Raw genomic sequence first — 14,325 nt, forward strand, 5'->3', positions numbered from 1 at the left:
AAAAAAATTACGTGGTAGAAATACGACGTAATTTTTATTTTCTTTCACGATGATCAATGAGTTTATCAGCTTCAACTTTCGTTTTCAATGCTTCATCAAAATGTTTAGAGAACAATCCAGCATAAAGAATATCAAAAATAAGATGAATAGAAATTGTTGAACCAATAGTAGAAATCTTATTATAAATCTGTTCACGACTATCAAGATGAAGGACATATTGACAATAAGCAGATAATTTATTATCACCTAGTGATGTAATCGCAATCATAGGAATCTTTTTACGTTTAAGAATCTGTGCAGCTTTAATCACTTCTTCTGTTTCACCAGAATAAGAAACTAAGATAGCACAGTGGTCTTTTTGACACCTTGCAGCTTGAAAGAGCTGTTCATTTACCATTGGAGCAATCTGAACATCTTTCCCAATTCTAAACATTTTATATTGAAAATCACTCGCCATTCTTAAGGGACCAGAAACTCCATAAATATCAATCACTTGAGCTTTATCTAATAAGATAAGACTTTGACGTAAATCTTCTTGATTCAATAATTGCATTGTTTCATCAATACTCTCTTTAAAGAGTTTAGCAATATTATTAACAATATGGGTAATATTGGTATTCTTATCAAATGGAAAGTTAGCATTAATACTATCTTGATGAGAAAGAACATATTGAATATTTGCTGATAATGAAATTTTGAAATCATTATAACCTTTAAAATCAAGCTTTTGACATAAACGTGTAATAGTTGCCGGGGATGTATATGTTTTTTTAGCAAGCTCTATAGTTGATAGATTTAAAACTTCTTCACTGTTTTGTAAAATATATTGTGCAATAGATTTTTCCGATTCAGAAAAATTTTCAGCAATTTCAAGTTTTTTTAATAGACTCATAACATAACCTCCCAATCTGAATATAGTATAACATTTATTGAGAAAAACGAGAAGTCATATATAGTCTTTTTTGAGGTAATATGAATGATTGAAAGGTTATCGTAATAATTTGTTGATAATGTTTATTTTAGTTGATTTTATGAAATAAATTAGTTATAATACTAAAGTCAAATCGTTGAAAAAGAAAAGTATTTATACTTTCCTTTCTAGAGAGGAAATGGTTGGTGAAAATTTCCAGGGAAATATAAAGAAAGCTACTTTTGAGAGTGATGTAAACATCAACGCATGGTCAGCGTTATCGACTTAGAGAGCATAGTCATATGATTATGAATAAGGATGGTACCGCGATATCAGTCGTTCCTTTTAAAGGAATGACTTTTTTTATTAATAAGAAGGAGGATATTATGAAACAATTAACTGGAAATCAAGTGCGACAAATGTTCTTAGATTATTTTAAATCAAAAGGACATATGATTGAACCTGGGGCATCATTGATTCCCCAAAATGATCCAACATTATTATGGATTAATGCTGGTGTTGCAGCATTAAAAAAATACTTTGATGGAAGTGAAACCCCAGCATGCAATAGAATTGCCAATGCTCAAAAATCAATTCGTACAAATGATATTGAAAATGTTGGGAAAACTGCAAGACATCATACATTCTTTGAAATGTTAGGGAACTTCTCAATTGGGGATTACTTTAAAGAAGAAGCAATTCCTTTTGCTTGGGAATTTTTAACAAGTGAAGAATGGATTGGTTTTGATAAAGATAAATTATATGTCACTGTTTATACTGATGATGATGAAGCTTATCGTATTTGGACAGAAGTATGCCATGTTGATGAAAGCCATATTTTAAAAACTGATGGAAACTTCTGGGAAATTGGAGAAGGTCCTGGTGGTCCTGACTCAGAAATTTTCTATGATCGTGGAGAAAAATATGATCCAGAAGGATTAGGAGAAAAATTATTTTTTGAAGAATTAGAAAATGATCGTTATATTGAAGTTTGGAATGTTGTTTTCTCTCAATATGATTGTAATCCTGCTATTGATAGAAAAGATTATAAAGAATTACCACAAAAGAATATTGATACAGGTATGGGATTAGAAAGACTTGTCAGCATTATTCAAGGTGGAGAAACAAACTTTGATACAGATTTCTTCTTACCAATTATTCATGCGACTGAAGCTATGACTAATGTGAAATATGAAGATAATAAAATGGCTTATCGTGTGATTGCTGATCATATTCGTACAGTAACTTTCGCTTTAAGCGATGGAGCTTTATTTGATAATGCTGGACGTGGATATGTTTTAAGACGTATTTTAAGACGTGCTGTTCGTTATGGTAAAAAGATCGGGATTGATCATTCATTTATGTATGAATTGGTTTATGTTGTTGCTGATATTATGAAAGATTTTTATGATTATTTACCAGCAAAAGCTGATTATGTCAGTGGACTTGTGAAAAAAGAAGAAGAAGCTTTCCATAAAACATTATCAAATGGTGAAAAGTTATTAACACAAATGTTAAGTAAAGCTCAAGATCATCAATTAAATGGAAAAGATGCTTTTAAATTATATGATACATATGGTTTCCCATTAGAATTAACAGTAGAAATTGCTGAAGAATCAGGTTTCACAGTTGATGAAGAAGGATTTAAAGCTGAAATGAAAGCTCAACAAGAACGTGCGAGAAATGCCCGTGGGGATGTAGAATCAATGTCATCACAAAAACCAGATTTAATGGCATTTGATACACCTTCAGTATTTACTTATGATCCAACACCAATAACAGCTAAAGTAATTGCAACTTTTATTGATGGGGTTAAATGTGATGAAATCACAGACAAAGGAGAAATTATCTTAGATCAAACAACATTCTATGCTGAAATGGGTGGACAATGTGCTGATAGTGGAACTATGTCTTTTAAGACAACGAAAGTTCAAGTGAATCATGTCACAAAAGCGCCACATCAACAGCATTTACATATGATTGTTGTAGAAAGTGGAAGTGTTAAAGTTGGTGATGAATTGACATTATATGTTGACACACAAAAACGTGCCTTGATTCAAAATAACCATACAGCAACTCACTTATTACAAAAAGCTTTAAAGAACGTTTTAGGTGATCATGTTTCTCAAGCAGGTTCTTATGTTGATGAAGAAAGATTACGTTTTGACTTTACTCATCCACAAAAAATGAGTGATGAAGAAATAAGAAAAGTTGAAGATGAAGTTAATGCTCAAATCTTTAAGGGCATTGCTGTAGATATTAAGCTTATGAGTAAAGAAGAAGCTATGCAATCTGGAGCAATGGCATTGTTTAATGAAAAATATGGTGATGAAGTACGTGTTGTCAGTGTTGGAGATTATTCTAAAGAATTATGTGGTGGATGCCATGTTTCTAACAGTTCACAAATTGGTTTATTTAAAATCATGAGTGAAGAAAGTGTTGGTTCTGGAGTGAGACGTATTGAAGCTGTAACATCTTTTAGTGCTTATCTTGCTTTAAAGAAGAATGAGGAGACATTACAAACAATTGGTGATTTATTGAAATTAAAAAATCGTAATGAAATTGTTGAGAAAGTAACTCATTATATTGATGAAGCTAATGCTGTTAAAAAAGAAAGAGATCAATATTTAGATAAGTTAAATAGTTTAGAAGCAAAAGAAAAATCTAAGAATATTGAAGAAATTAATGGGGTACAATTCTTATACATCACTGAAAATAAAGATGCTCAAACAGCAAAAGCTATGACTTTTGAATTAAGAAATCAATTACAAAATGGATTGGTTTTAATGGTAAGTGAATATGAAGGAAAAGTTTCATATTTTGTTGGCTTAACTGCTTCAATGGTACAAAATGGATTTAAGGCTGGAAACTTTGTGAAAATGATTAATGAAGTGACTGGTGGTAGAGGCGGAGGTAAACCTGACTTTGCTCAAGGTGGATGCGCTTCTATCGAAGGAATTGAACAAGCAATTGCCCAAATAAAAGCACAATTCTAAACACTTTTGCTAGCAATTTTTAACAATATGGTGTAAGATGGATTATATAGACAGGAGGTATGTGCTATGGCAAAAGATTTTACTCAAACACGTCTATTTAATTCAGAAGAAATTAAAAGAGAAGTTATTCATTCTAATTTAATGACAGTTTCTCAAGCGTTAGATGAAAGAGGATATAATGCAGTTCATCAAATTGCAGGATATTTAATTTCAAATGACCCAGCTTATATTTCTAGCCATAAAGGTGCTCGTTCAATTATTCAACAAATTGATCGTGATGAAATTATTGAGGAATTAGTTAAATTTTATTTGGAGTCTAAATAGTGGAAAAAATATTAGGGTTAGATTTAGGTTCAAGAACGTGTGGGATTGCTATGAGTGATGCTTTAGGGCTTATTGCTCATGGAGTAGAAACATATCACTTTAAAGAGAATCATTATAAAAGTGCAGCGTATCATATTAAGGGTATCGTTGAAGAAAATCAAATCCATACAATAGTTCTAGGTCTTCCTAAGCATATGAATGGAGATTTGGGCGAAAGAGCACAAATCTCTATTGATTTTAAGGAAAGACTTGAAAAAATGATGGATGTTGAAGTTGTTTTAGTAGATGAAAGATTGACGACAGTGGTTGCAGAAAATCAATTAATTTTTGCTGATGTATCGAGAAAAAAGAGAAAACAAGTCATTGATAAAATGGCTGCTGTACAGATTTTACAAGGTTATTTAGATGGTCAAAGGAGATAGACATGGACGTAAATAAAATACAAGTTATTGATGATGATGGAAATGAATTAGAATTTGAAGTTCTATTCACTTTTGAAAGTGATGAAACTGGAAAGAAATATGTTTTATATTATGATGCTAATGATGAAGCACCTCAAGTTTATTCATCAATTTATGATGATGAAGGAAGCTTATATCCAGTGGAAACACCTGATGAATGGGAAATGATTGAAGAAGTTTTCAATAGCTTTATTTCTCAAGACGATGAAGAAGAAACAAATGAAGATTGCTGTTGTCAAAAAGCAGATCATGAGTGCTGTCAGGGGCATGATGAAGAAGATTGTTGCTGTCAAGGTGATGATCATGAATGTTGTCATGGAGAAAGTCACGAATAAGGTAACGAAAGTTACCTTTTCTTTGTTTATCAAAAATTCATAAACATATGGCATAATAGAAGCATTAAGGAGGATTTATTATGGGATTGTTTTTTAATAAAAGAAATGTTAAACCAGTTTTTGTCGGAAGCTATGGAAATGATTTAACAAGAGGTATGTATGTTTTTCATTTAGATGTAGATAATGGTGAGTTTTTAAAGAAAAAGTATTATAAATCTTTAGCCAATCCAACAGCTATGTTTAAACGTGAACGTTTTATTTATGTGTGCTATAAAAATAATACTGGACGTAAGACTGATGGTGGTCTTTGGCAATATGCATCTATGGAATTACAATTTGGTTTAGCTGGTAAAGCAACTGATGGTGGAAAGACATATATGGATTGTTTTGTTAATGAAAATAGAAGTAATGCTTATGCTGTTGATTATTATAATGGTGAAGTTGTGAGAATCCCTATTTTAAAACAAAAGATTGTTACTGTTGCACAAAGAATTAAACATGAGGGGAGTAGTGTTGATCCAAAACGTCAAACAGAGGCACATCCTCATTTTATCGATGAAACACCAGATCATAAAAAAATATTTGTATGTGATTTAGGAACAGATGAAGTTGTTATTTATAATTTGGATGATAAAGGTGCATTAGAAAGAGATGAAGAAAATACATTTAAGGTAAAACCTGGTAGTGGACCTAAGAAAATGGTTTTTGCTCCGAATGGAAAATATTCTTATGTATTAAATGAATTATCAAATACAATTTGTGTTTATCAATATCAAGATGGTCATTTTACTTTTATTCAAGAAGTTGATACATATCCAAAAGATGAATTTGCTAAAGAAAATTTAGCTGGGGATATTGTTATAAGTGAAAAAGGTGATTATTTATTTGTAACTAATCGTGGACATGATTCTATTGTAGCTTTTGAAGTTAAAGAAGATGGTCAATTGGAATATATTGAATATTTAGATACTGATGAAAATCCATGTGCAATGATTTTAGTTAATGATCGTTGGTTGGTTGTTGCTTCGCAAAAAGGTGGAACAATTGAATCATTTGAATTAAAACGTGGTGAATCAAAAGGTGTATTGTTTGAATCACACTTTAGTTATATGGTTGGAGAACCAGTATGCCTTATTGAAGGTAGAGGTATTTAGTTATATTGAGGTTGAATTGCTTATTCAAGTGATTCAACTTTTTGTTTACAAAAAAAGGATATATAATCCTTTAGATGAGCTTATATTTTGCTTTTAAACGTAATATTTTTAAAACACTATGATTTAAACGGGTTTCACTGATTTCTTTGTTTTGCACTGCTTCCTTGATTCCTTTGAAAGCTTCTTTATAATCTTGAGGCATCAATAAAATATCATTGCCAGCTTCAAAAGCTTGAACTGCAGCTTGAGAAGACGAATATTGATTGGTTATTGCCTGCATGGCTAAAGAATCAGTAATAATAATACCATCATAACCTAACTCATTTTTAAGTCTCTCACTGATCATTTCATAAGATAAAGAAGAAGGGAGATGATCATTTGTTACTTGTAATGCAGTAATATGAGAAACCATAATCATATCTGTATGACTTTCGATGCCTTTAAGAAAAGGAATCAATTCACAATTTTGCATATCCTGCCAAGTTTTTGATGTTGTCGCATAACCAAGATGCGTATCGGTTTTGGTGTCTCCATGACCTGGGAAATGTTTGATACAAGTCATCATATTTTCACTATGAAAACCTTTGATTTCTTCACTGACCATTTGTCCAACCAATGTGGCATCACGGCCAAAAGAGCGGACTCCAATCACTGGGTTATCTGGATTTGTATTGACATCTGCAACTGGAGCAAAATCAAGGTTAAATGAATATTCTTTGAGGTAATGCCCGATTGTTTGTCCCACTTGATAGGCTTGATTTTGATCATTAGTCTGACCAATTGCTGCCATGTTTTGATACTGAGTGACATGAAAATTTTTGTTGTTGGCGATTCGACTAACACTTCCACCTTCTTCATCAATTCCCATTAATAAATGAATTGAAGATGCTTTTTGTAGATCATGCGTAAAAGTTTTTATTTGATCAGGATTTAAAATGTTTTTAGAAAACATACAAATACCACCAACAGGATAGTTTTGTAAAGTATCTATCATAGATTGAGATAATGCTGTAACGCCATATCGACTAGGATCATGAACTTGACTATTCGTTAATGATGAATCTAAAGATTCAGGTCTGATGATAAATAATTGTCCAATTTTTTCTTCTAAAGTCATTTGTTCTAAAAGTTCTTCGGCACTATCATATTTTTTTTCATCTGTTAAAACTGAGACTGTTGGCTTTTCTTGTTTTTGACAAGCAGTTATTAAACATAAAGAAGTTATTAAAAAAATTTGTAAAAGTTGTTTTGTTTTCATATCTTTTATCTCCTTAATTATATTGTATATGAAATGATAGGAATGCGCAAAAAGAAATGATTGAAGGTCGTAAAAAGAGATGTTTTATTGATAATTGTTGTAAAATAACCTATAATAATAAAGATGGAGGATGTTTTATGAAAAATAAAAAAACCATTTTAATAATTATTGGTGCAGTTATTGTGATTGGAATTATTGGTTCAATTTTTTTCTATAATCATGGTATTTCAGCTGTATCATCAAAAGATGAAGAAGTCATTGTGAAAATAGAAGCAGGCTCAAATGCTTCACAAATGTTAGAGGCTTTAGATCAAGCAGGACTTGTGAATAGTAAGCTTGCAGGTAAACTATTTTTAAAATTCAATCATTATGATCATTTAGAAGCCAATACATATATCTTTAATAAGAATATGTCTTTATCAAAGATTTTTTCAATTATTGAAGATCCTGATATTGAATATATTTTACAATCAAAATTAACTATTAAAGAAGGAAATACAATTCCTGAAGTGGCACAAGCCTTTGCTGATATTTTAAAAACTTCAAAGGAAGATGTTATCAAACAATGGCGACAAGAAGATTATTTGAAATCTTTGATTAAGGAGTATTGGTTTATTGATAAGAGTATTTTAAATAAAGACATTATGTTCCCATTAGAAGGATATCTTTATCCAGAAACTTATTTTATTACAAGTGAGGAACCTAATTTAAAAGATATGACAAAGTTAGCTTTGGATATGATGGATAAAAAACTAACACCTTTTAAAGAAACTATTAAAAAGATGAATTGGACACCACATCAATTTTTAGCATTTGCTTCAGTTGTTGAAAGAGAATCAGGAACTGATGAAACAGATCGTCCAATGATTGCTGGAGTCTTTATGAATCGTATTAATACTGGCATGAAACTTCAAAGTGATATTACAGTTAACTATGCTTGGCAACGTACAGGTGTTACAGTATCAACTGCACAAACACAAATTGATTCTCAATATAATACATATCGTTATGCAGGATTGCCAATTGGACCAATTAGCACAGTTCCTGAATCGACATTAAAAGCTTGTGCAAACTATACCCATCATGATTATTTATACTTTTTTGCAATGAAGGATCCTAACAATCCTAAAAAAGCAAAAGTTGTCTATACAAAGAATTATGATGATCATTTAAAAGAAGTGAAAAAAGCGAAGGATGCAGGTTTATGGTTAGAGTAATGGATTTAGAAGAATTAGAACAAGATGCACTTAAAAGAAATATTCCTGTGATGCAAAAAGAGGGAATCCTCTTTTTGATTTCACAGCTTCAAGACATGAAGGCAACGTCTTGCTTAGAAATTGGCTCAGCCATTGGTTATTCAGCAATGATGATGGTTACACATGTTGAAGGATTGCAGGTTGAAACAATTGAATTAAATGATGAACGATATCAAGAAGCAGTTAAAAATATAACGGAAAGAAACTTACAAGATAAAATCACTATTCATCATGATGATGCGTTAAGTTTTGATGTTTCACAATTACAACATGCACCATATGATTGTCTTTTTATTGATGCTGCAAAGGCTCAGTATCAAAAGTTTTTTGAGAAGTATGTTCCTTTTGTTTTAGAAAAAGGAATCATAATTGTTGATAATTTAGATTTTCATGGTATGATTTTTGATATTGACCATATTAAGAATAGAAATACAAAACAATTGGTTAAGAAAATTAAAAGATTTAAAGATTGGATTTTTAATCATGAAGATTATGATGTTGAATATTATCAAATTGGTGATGGTATTTGTGTGATTAAAAGAAAGGAAAAAGAATGAAAATAGTATTATCATTGAATGATCAAAAAAGATTATATGACTATATTGATATGGGTATTGATACCTTTGTATTAGGGGGAAAATACTCTTTTCATTGTCCATATGTATTTTCATTAGATGAAATAGCATCATTAACTCAAAAATATCCACAATGTATATTTTATGTTGCTGTGAATGCTTTATATGATCAACATGATATCAAAGATGTTGAAGATTATATCAAGGCGCTGAGTCAAATGAATATTCATGGACTCTTATTTCAAGATTATGGGGTTTTACAAATTGTTAAAGATTATCAATATCATTTTGATATGATGTATTCACCAGAGACATTAAATACCAATGCTTGCACATTAAATGTTTTAAAGTCTCAAGGTGTTACAAGTGCATTTTTATCACGTGTTATCCCTTTGCAAGAACAATTAGCCATCTGTCATGATGTGAAAATGCCATTGATGTTACAGGCACATGGGGTTGAATATATTGCTGCTAGTAAGCGTGAATTGTTATCAAATTATCAAGCAGCATCAGGCTTATCTTTTCAAAATAATGGAATCGATCATTTAACTTTAAAAGCCAAAAATTCTGATTATTTATTACGTATTTTTGAAGATGAAAAAGGAACACATATTTTTTCTGATGCAAGATTATATACTTTGGATTTATTGAATCAAATTCATGAATTTGATTATTTATATATTGAAACGTTAATGATGAATAATGAAGAAGCTATTGAGATTGCTTCATTGTACAGTGATGCTTTAAAGAGTTATAAACAAGGCACATATGATAGAGATATTAAGGAATATATGGATCTTTTATATCGCTTAAAGACACCATTAGATAGAGGATTCTTATTTGATCAAACAGTTTATAAATTAGAAGATATGAGGAAGATGGACAATGAGAAACGTGAGTCAAATCGTTAATGGAAAAAGAAAGATTATCAAAAAACCAGAGTTATTAGCACCAGCCGGTAATTTAGAAAAATTAAAGACAGCAATTATGTATGGGGCTGATGCTGTTTTTGTGGGTGGTAAAGAGTTTTCTTTACGTTCACAAGCGTCTAATTTCTCTATCGAAGATATCAAAGAAGGCGTTATTTTTGCCAAAAAATATGGTGCTCATATCCATGTTACATGTAATATTATTTTACATCAGGACAATCTAAAAGGAATTGAAGAATATTTACAGACTTTAGATGATATTGGAGTCACTGCTATTATTGTGGCGGATCCTTATATTATGAAGATTGCTAAGGATATGGATTTAAATTTAGAAGTGCATGTTTCTACACAACTATCAACTTTAAACTTAAAAGCGATTGAATTTTATCAAAAGATGGGAATGGATAGGGTTGTTTTAGGACGTGAAGTGACTTATGAAGATTTAAAGACAATTATGGAATATGCGCCAGTTGATGTTGAATATTTTATTCATGGCGCAATGTGTATTCATTATTCAGGAAGATGTATGTTATCAAATTATTTAAGTCGACGTGATGCAAATCGTGGTGGATGTTCACAATCTTGTCGTTGGTATTATGATTTATATGATGATGGTAATTTAGTGAATCAAGAAGATGATATGCCTTTTAGTATGTCTAGTAAAGATATGTCATTGATTGATCATATTGGTGAATTGATTGAACTTGGGGTTGATTCGTTTAAGATAGAAGGGCGTATGAAATCATTGCATTATATTGCGACAGTTGTTTCTACATATCGTAAATTGATTGATACTTATTGTGAGGATCCTGATCATTTTATACAAGATGAAAGTTATCGTCAGGAATTATTAAAAGCGGCTAATCGTGCTTTGTGTCATGGTTTTTTCTATGAACATCCAGGTGTTGAGGAACAATTGTTCAATATGCGTGATGAACATCCGACTCAGGAATTTGTGATGCGCATTTTAGATTATGATCAAGAAAAGCATCTTGCTAAAATTGAACAACGAAATTACTTTAAAGTGGGAGATCAAATAGAAATTTTTTCACCACATCATCCTAACCTTTTCTTTACTGTCGAAAAACTTTATAATGAAGATAAAGAAGCAGTAGAAGTAGCTAATCATCCAATGGAAATTCTTTATGTTGAAATTAATGAAAATGTTTTAGCTAATGATATGGGAAGGAAGGTTATACGATGAAAGAAGCAATTATTATTGGTATTGCTGGTGGAAGTGCATCGGGAAAGACTTCAATCGCAATGCAGTTATATGATTATTTTAAAGGAAATCATAAAGTTAAGATTATTAAACAGGATGATTATTATAAAGATCAAAGTCATTTAACTTTTGAAGAAAGAGTTAAGACGAATTATGATCATCCTTTAGCTTTTGATACCGATTTATTAGTTGATCATTTAAAGAAGTTAAAAAACAAAGAAACGATTGAAAAACCAACATATGATTATACCCTTCATACAAGAAGTGATATTACAGAAACGGTAGAGGGTAGGGATGTCATTATCTTGGAAGGAATCTTTGTATTGGCGGAAGAAAAAGTCAGAGCATTGTGTGATATATTGGTTTATGTTGATACAGCAAGTGATATTCGTTTTATAAGACGTTTAAAGCGAGATATTGAAGAACGTGGACGTAGTGTTGACTCTGTTTGTAATCAATATTTAAATACAGTTAGACCAATGCATGAGCAATTTATAGAACCTTCTAAGAAATATGCTCATATTATTATTCCTGAGGGTGGAAGTAATCATGTAGCAGTAGATTTATTAATTACAAAAATAAAAAGTATTGTTGATGAGTAATTCACAATAAAAATCATTGATTAATGCTAGTAATTTTATTTCATTTATGTTATAGTATAGTTCGCGAGGTGGATAATTATGGATCATGATGCAGTATTATTAACCCAAAGTGGGGTTGAAAAGTTAAAACAAGAAAAAGAACAATTAATTAACGTTGAAAGACCTAAGGTTATTGAAGAATTGCAATTAGCACGTTCTCAAGGTGACTTGTCTGAAAACGCCGATTATGATGCTGCTAGAGATAAACAAGCTCATATCGAAGCAAGAATTAAAGAAATTGATCAAATGTTATTGCATGTGCAAATCATTGATGAATCTCAATTAGATAATACAATTGCTAAACCAGGAGCAACTGTGACAATCTTAGACTTATCAGAAGAAGGTGCTGAACCTGAAGCATATACAATCGTTGGTACTTTTGAAACTGATCCTTTAAATGGGAAAATTTCAAATGAATCACCATTAGCTAAAGCTATCTTAGATCATGGAGTTAATGAAATTGTATCTGTAGGGGTTGCTGAACCTTATGAAGTTAAGATTTTAAAGATTGAATATATTTCTTAAGATGATGGCAACATCATCTTTTTATATTTTTAGGGGGATAAAAATATGGATAAGAAAAAACAAATGTCTGATACAATGCGTTTAGGGGTGTTATTAGCAATTGCTGGTGGCTTTTTGGATGCTTATACTTATTTATGCCGAGGTGGGGTTTTTGCTAATGCTCAAACAGGTAATATGGTTTTATTTGGGATTCAGCTCGTTAGTGGAGAATTTATAAAAGCTTTGTATTATTTTTTGCCTATTCTATCATTCTTTGTAGGAATTATTGTAGCTGAAGCTATTAAACATCATTTTTGTGATCATCCAAAATTTCATTGGCGACAAATTGTTTTATTGATAGAAGTTTTTGCTTTAGTCATTGTTGCTTTTATACCACAAGGACAATTGGATATGTTATGTAATATCATGATATCATTTGTTTGTTCTTTACAAGTGGAAAGTTTTAGAAAATTTCATGGAATGCCTTATGCATCAACTATGTGTACAGGAAATTTAAGAAGTGCAACTGAACATCTTTATAATTATCGTATGACTAAAGATAAAAAGACTCTCACAAAGAGCCTTCAATACTATATCATTATTGCTTTCTTTATTGGTGGTGGAGCATTAGGGGTTCTTTTCACCCATAGTATTTCGATACAAGCTATCTTATTACCAGCACTTCTTTTATTTATTTGTTTTATATTTATGTTTATTGAACAAGCTGGATAGCTTGTTTTTATTTTCTTGTTTTTAATTCTTTAAATAAACCAATAGCCATAAATAATAATGATTTTAAGAAAAGATGTAAATAATTAATATTTCCTAAATGCATCAATAAACTTAAAAGAAAATAAATTAAGGTAAAACATAAACAATGAGATAATCTTTTTTGTGTAATAGATGAGGTAAAATAAAGTGCTGCAAGGATTAATAAAGCATAAGAAATGATTTGAATAGTCACATTCATAACAAGTGAATTTGTTTGCATAAAATAAGAGAGTATGGCAAGAATAAAAGAAATCACAACAAAGGGAATAAGAAATAATAATATAGTATTAATATAAGTACGTATTGTTTTTTTCATAGGTTCCTCCTTGTATATTATATGAAAAGGAGTTTGTTTTATGAAATATGTAGAAATATTTATTGAATGTGTTGCCACATATTTTTATTTGGTTTTTTTATTAAGATATCTTGGTAAAAAAGAAATGGGTAAATTAAGTGTATCAGACTTAATTGTTTTTTTATTAATTAGTGAATTAATGACAATATCTATTGGTGATGATAATGTTAATTTCTTTCATGGAGCCTTAGCAGCGCTTGTCATAATTATTTTAGATAAATTGTGTTCATATGCTGCCTTGAAATTTAAACCAGTGAAAAAGGTTTTAGAAGGGCATCCTACATTTATTGTTAATAAGGGGAAATTAGATCAAAAGAAGATGGAAGCATTGAATTACTCAGTTGATGATTTATGTCATCATTTAAGATCACAGGGAATTGGTTCTTTATCAGAAGTGGAATTTGCTATTCTTGAAACTGATGGACAATTATCGGTTATTGAAAGTCAAAAGAATCAAGTGGAAATGCCTGAATCATTGATTATTGATGGAGAAATCAATAGTGAAATCTTAAAGATGATGGGAAAGAATGAAGATTGGTTAAAAAAGAAATTACGTCAACATGGAGTCGATGACTATCATGATGTCTTTTATTGTATTTTAGAAAAAGAAAGATTATTTTTTATAAAAAAATAG

Annotated in this window: 16 protein-coding genes and 1 other annotated feature; of the genes, 13 read left to right on the forward strand and 3 right to left on the reverse strand. The window is 30.6% G+C overall.

Annotated features, from left to right (window positions below; all coding sequences use genetic code 11):
• Positions 1-34 precede the first annotated feature (34 nt).
• The gene (locus EDD60_RS00320; protein WP_066448532.1) at positions 35-892 is read right to left on the reverse strand and encodes a MurR/RpiR family transcriptional regulator; all 858 of its coding nucleotides are present in this window, start codon (positions 890-892) and stop codon (positions 35-37) included.
• A 166-nt stretch (positions 893-1,058) separates the two neighbouring features.
• Positions 1,059-1,257 (forward strand) — a binding site (T-box leader).
• A 39-nt stretch (positions 1,258-1,296) separates the two neighbouring features.
• Between EDD60_RS00320 and alaS the strand changes: the two genes are divergently transcribed.
• The 5 genes from alaS (at position 1,297) to EDD60_RS00345 (ending at position 6,180) form a co-directional block, all read left to right on the forward strand.
• The gene (gene alaS, locus EDD60_RS00325; protein ID WP_066448529.1) at positions 1,297-3,906 is read left to right on the forward strand and encodes an alanine--tRNA ligase; all 2,610 of its coding nucleotides are present in this window, start codon (positions 1,297-1,299) and stop codon (positions 3,904-3,906) included.
• Between the two features lie 66 nt (positions 3,907-3,972).
• Complete coding sequence (locus EDD60_RS00330; protein WP_008787885.1) at positions 3,973-4,230, forward strand: IreB family regulatory phosphoprotein; 258 nt, start codon at positions 3,973-3,975, stop codon at positions 4,228-4,230.
• Positions 4,230-4,652, forward strand: a complete 423-nt coding sequence (gene ruvX, locus EDD60_RS00335) for a Holliday junction resolvase RuvX (protein ID WP_066448526.1) — start codon at positions 4,230-4,232, stop codon at positions 4,650-4,652. Before EDD60_RS00330 ends, ruvX begins: the two co-directional genes overlap by 1 nt.
• 2 nt (positions 4,653-4,654) lie before the next feature.
• On the forward strand, positions 4,655-5,026 hold the full coding sequence (locus tag EDD60_RS00340; RefSeq protein ID WP_066448523.1) for a DUF1292 domain-containing protein: 372 nt from the start codon (positions 4,655-4,657) through the stop codon (positions 5,024-5,026).
• An 80-nt stretch (positions 5,027-5,106) separates the two neighbouring features.
• Entirely contained in the window at positions 5,107-6,180 is a 1,074-nt protein-coding gene (locus tag EDD60_RS00345; protein WP_066448517.1) for a lactonase family protein, read from the forward strand.
• Between the two features lie 70 nt (positions 6,181-6,250).
• Here EDD60_RS00345 and EDD60_RS00350 read toward each other — a convergent pair whose 3' ends face one another.
• Positions 6,251-7,438: a glycoside hydrolase family 3 protein gene (locus EDD60_RS00350; protein WP_066448515.1), complete on the reverse strand. Its 1,188-nt coding sequence runs from the start codon at positions 7,436-7,438 to the stop codon at positions 6,251-6,253.
• 137 nt (positions 7,439-7,575) lie between these two features.
• On the opposite strand from EDD60_RS00350, the gene mltG reads away from it, so the two are divergent.
• The 7 genes from mltG (at position 7,576) to EDD60_RS00385 (ending at position 13,297) form a co-directional block, all read left to right on the forward strand.
• Positions 7,576-8,655: an endolytic transglycosylase MltG gene (mltG, locus tag EDD60_RS00355; RefSeq protein ID WP_066448512.1), complete on the forward strand. Its 1,080-nt coding sequence runs from the start codon at positions 7,576-7,578 to the stop codon at positions 8,653-8,655.
• Positions 8,643-9,251 carry an O-methyltransferase gene (locus tag EDD60_RS00360; RefSeq protein ID WP_066448509.1) on the forward strand — a complete coding sequence of 203 codons (609 nt, stop codon included), beginning with the start codon at positions 8,643-8,645 and terminating at the stop codon, positions 9,249-9,251. The genes mltG and EDD60_RS00360 overlap by 13 nt, the downstream gene beginning before the upstream one ends.
• Entirely contained in the window at positions 9,248-10,180 is a 933-nt protein-coding gene (locus EDD60_RS00365; protein WP_066448507.1) for a peptidase U32 family protein, read from the forward strand. The genes EDD60_RS00360 and EDD60_RS00365 overlap by 4 nt, the downstream gene beginning before the upstream one ends.
• Positions 10,155-11,402 (forward strand): peptidase U32 family protein, encoded by a 1,248-nt coding sequence (locus EDD60_RS00370; RefSeq protein WP_066448506.1) that lies wholly within the window; start codon positions 10,155-10,157, stop codon positions 11,400-11,402. Before EDD60_RS00365 ends, EDD60_RS00370 begins: the two co-directional genes overlap by 26 nt.
• Positions 11,399-12,022, forward strand: coding sequence for a uridine kinase (gene udk, locus EDD60_RS00375; RefSeq protein WP_066448501.1), 624 nt, complete (start codon positions 11,399-11,401; stop codon positions 12,020-12,022). The genes EDD60_RS00370 and udk overlap by 4 nt, the downstream gene beginning before the upstream one ends.
• Positions 12,023-12,100: 78 nt before the next feature.
• Positions 12,101-12,586: a transcription elongation factor GreA gene (gene greA, locus EDD60_RS00380; protein ID WP_066448500.1), complete on the forward strand. Its 486-nt coding sequence runs from the start codon at positions 12,101-12,103 to the stop codon at positions 12,584-12,586.
• A 45-nt stretch (positions 12,587-12,631) separates the two neighbouring features.
• The gene (locus EDD60_RS00385; RefSeq protein ID WP_066448499.1) at positions 12,632-13,297 is read left to right on the forward strand and encodes a YoaK family protein; all 666 of its coding nucleotides are present in this window, start codon (positions 12,632-12,634) and stop codon (positions 13,295-13,297) included.
• A gap of 7 nt (positions 13,298-13,304) precedes the next feature.
• Here EDD60_RS00385 and EDD60_RS00390 read toward each other — a convergent pair whose 3' ends face one another.
• The gene (locus EDD60_RS00390; protein ID WP_066448497.1) at positions 13,305-13,652 is read right to left on the reverse strand and encodes a hypothetical protein; all 348 of its coding nucleotides are present in this window, start codon (positions 13,650-13,652) and stop codon (positions 13,305-13,307) included.
• Positions 13,653-13,692: 40 nt separating this feature from the next.
• Between EDD60_RS00390 and EDD60_RS00395 the strand changes: the two genes are divergently transcribed.
• On the forward strand, positions 13,693-14,325 hold the full coding sequence (locus EDD60_RS00395; RefSeq protein WP_066448494.1) for a DUF421 domain-containing protein: 633 nt from the start codon (positions 13,693-13,695) through the stop codon (positions 14,323-14,325).

Origin of the sequence: Longibaculum muris (assembly GCF_004343035.1) — a bacterium.
Lineage (GTDB): Bacteria > Bacillota_I > Bacilli_A > Erysipelotrichales > Coprobacillaceae > Longibaculum > Longibaculum muris.

What these genes read in the sequence shown, in the direction of transcription:
- EDD60_RS00320 (WP_066448532.1), bottom strand. Translation starts at nt 892, where the DNA reads ATGAGTCTATTAAAAAAACTTGAAATTGCTGAAAATTTTTCTGAATCG.
- alaS (WP_066448529.1), top strand. Translation starts at nt 1,297, where the DNA reads ATGAAACAATTAACTGGAAATCAAGTGCGACAAATGTTCTTAGATTAT.
- EDD60_RS00330 (WP_008787885.1), top strand. Translation starts at nt 3,973, where the DNA reads ATGGCAAAAGATTTTACTCAAACACGTCTATTTAATTCAGAAGAAATT.
- EDD60_RS00340 (WP_066448523.1), top strand. Translation starts at nt 4,655, where the DNA reads ATGGACGTAAATAAAATACAAGTTATTGATGATGATGGAAATGAATTA.
- EDD60_RS00345 (WP_066448517.1), top strand. Translation starts at nt 5,107, where the DNA reads ATGGGATTGTTTTTTAATAAAAGAAATGTTAAACCAGTTTTTGTCGGA.
- EDD60_RS00350 (WP_066448515.1), bottom strand. Translation starts at nt 7,438, where the DNA reads ATGAAAACAAAACAACTTTTACAAATTTTTTTAATAACTTCTTTATGT.
- mltG (WP_066448512.1), top strand. Translation starts at nt 7,576, where the DNA reads ATGAAAAATAAAAAAACCATTTTAATAATTATTGGTGCAGTTATTGTG.
- EDD60_RS00360 (WP_066448509.1), top strand. Translation starts at nt 8,643, where the DNA reads ATGGTTAGAGTAATGGATTTAGAAGAATTAGAACAAGATGCACTTAAA.
- EDD60_RS00365 (WP_066448507.1), top strand. Translation starts at nt 9,248, where the DNA reads ATGAAAATAGTATTATCATTGAATGATCAAAAAAGATTATATGACTAT.
- EDD60_RS00370 (WP_066448506.1), top strand. Translation starts at nt 10,155, where the DNA reads ATGAGAAACGTGAGTCAAATCGTTAATGGAAAAAGAAAGATTATCAAA.
- udk (WP_066448501.1), top strand. Translation starts at nt 11,399, where the DNA reads ATGAAAGAAGCAATTATTATTGGTATTGCTGGTGGAAGTGCATCGGGA.
- greA (WP_066448500.1), top strand. Translation starts at nt 12,101, where the DNA reads ATGGATCATGATGCAGTATTATTAACCCAAAGTGGGGTTGAAAAGTTA.
- EDD60_RS00385 (WP_066448499.1), top strand. Translation starts at nt 12,632, where the DNA reads ATGGATAAGAAAAAACAAATGTCTGATACAATGCGTTTAGGGGTGTTA.
- EDD60_RS00390 (WP_066448497.1), bottom strand. Translation starts at nt 13,652, where the DNA reads ATGAAAAAAACAATACGTACTTATATTAATACTATATTATTATTTCTT.
- EDD60_RS00395 (WP_066448494.1), top strand. Translation starts at nt 13,693, where the DNA reads ATGAAATATGTAGAAATATTTATTGAATGTGTTGCCACATATTTTTAT.